Here is a 1254-nt window from a genome sequence, read left to right as displayed (position 1 = left end):
TGAGCTTCCCCCATTAAATTAGACACATAGTTTAGACGTTTTTCTCTCATTTTCGTAGTTTTCCGGACTTTTATAATCCAGAGTAGAATGCATTCTGATTTTATTGTAATAGATTTCAATATATTGGAAAATATCCTGTCTTGCCTGATTTCTGTTTTTATACTTTTTCCTGTATATTAATTCAGTTTTTAGAGTGGAGAAAAAGCTTTCTGCTACAGCATTATCCCAGCAGTCTCCTTTGCGACTCATTGATGATCGCATTCCATTTTTCCATAGTTCTTTTTGAAAGTCATGACTTGCATATTGGCTTCCTCTATCTGAATGAAAGATTAAGCCTTTTTCCGGTTTTCTGTTTTTAGTTGCCATATTTAATGCGTCTATAACCAGCTGCCTGGTCATTCTTTTATTCATTGACCATCCAACTACCTTGCGAGAATAAAGGTCTATTACAGTGGCTAAATAAAGCCAGCCTTCATCAGTTGGAATATATGTGATGTCTGATACCCAGACTTTGTTAGGTTGAATTACATCAAATTCTCTATTAAGTAAATTGTCCTGTAACGGTAAATTATGATTTGAATCAGTTGTCTTTTTAAATTTACGCTTCTGGATTGCTTTAAGTCCCATTACACTCATTAATCTTGCTACTCGTTTTATATTGCAATTATATCCTTCTTCTACTAATTGACGGTGTATTCTCGGGCTACCATAGCGACCACTATGCTGCTTGTATATTTCAGTTATTTTAGCTTTTAGCTCTTCATTTTCAAGCTGTCTTTGAGAAGGCTCTCTATTGAGCCACTCATAGTATCCTGACCGGGAGGCTTCTAATACCTGGCACATCTTTGTCACAGGAAATTCATCACTGTGGTCCCGGATAAAACCGTATATTACTTCGGTTTTTTCGAAAAGATGGCCACTGCTTTTTTTAAAATATCACGTTCAAGTTTAGTTTCTTTAAGTTCATTTTCCAGATCCTTAATTTTTTGTTTTTCAGATGTGAGTTTTTGCTTTCCTTTTCCCGGAAAAGCAAGTTTTCCATTATCTCTATATTTTTTACGCCAGCGGATTAAATTATTATAGTTAATACCTAGATCTTCAGCAATTTCTGTACAATTTTTATCAGAGTTTATACTGAGTTCAACAGCATCTCGTTTGAATTCTTCTGTGTAAGTTCTTCTTTTTCCCATTTCGGGCACCTCCTGATTATATTATATATCTTAACTCGGTGTCCTACAAATTGGGGGAGGGTCA

The 1254-nt window shown here is 35.2% G+C and carries 1 protein-coding gene; it reads right to left on the bottom strand.

The genetic code is table 11. From position 1 onward, the window contains the following. Positions 1–18 precede the first annotated feature (18 nt). Positions 19–1190, bottom strand: a protein-coding gene (locus tag C8C76_RS15005) for an IS3 family transposase (RefSeq protein ID WP_089720798.1) whose coding sequence is annotated in 2 segments (ribosomal slippage) — positions 19–932 and positions 932–1190 — 1173 coding nt in all. Because the reading frame shifts where the segments join, the coding sequence is not laid out codon by codon here. Positions 1191–1254: the final 64 nt, after the last annotated feature.

Source organism: Halanaerobium saccharolyticum (assembly GCF_003053565.1).
Lineage (GTDB): Bacteria > Bacillota > Halanaerobiia > Halanaerobiales > Halanaerobiaceae > Halanaerobium > Halanaerobium saccharolyticum_B.
Note: the sequence above shows the minus strand (reverse complement) of the source record. Positions and strands in the feature narration are given on the sequence as shown.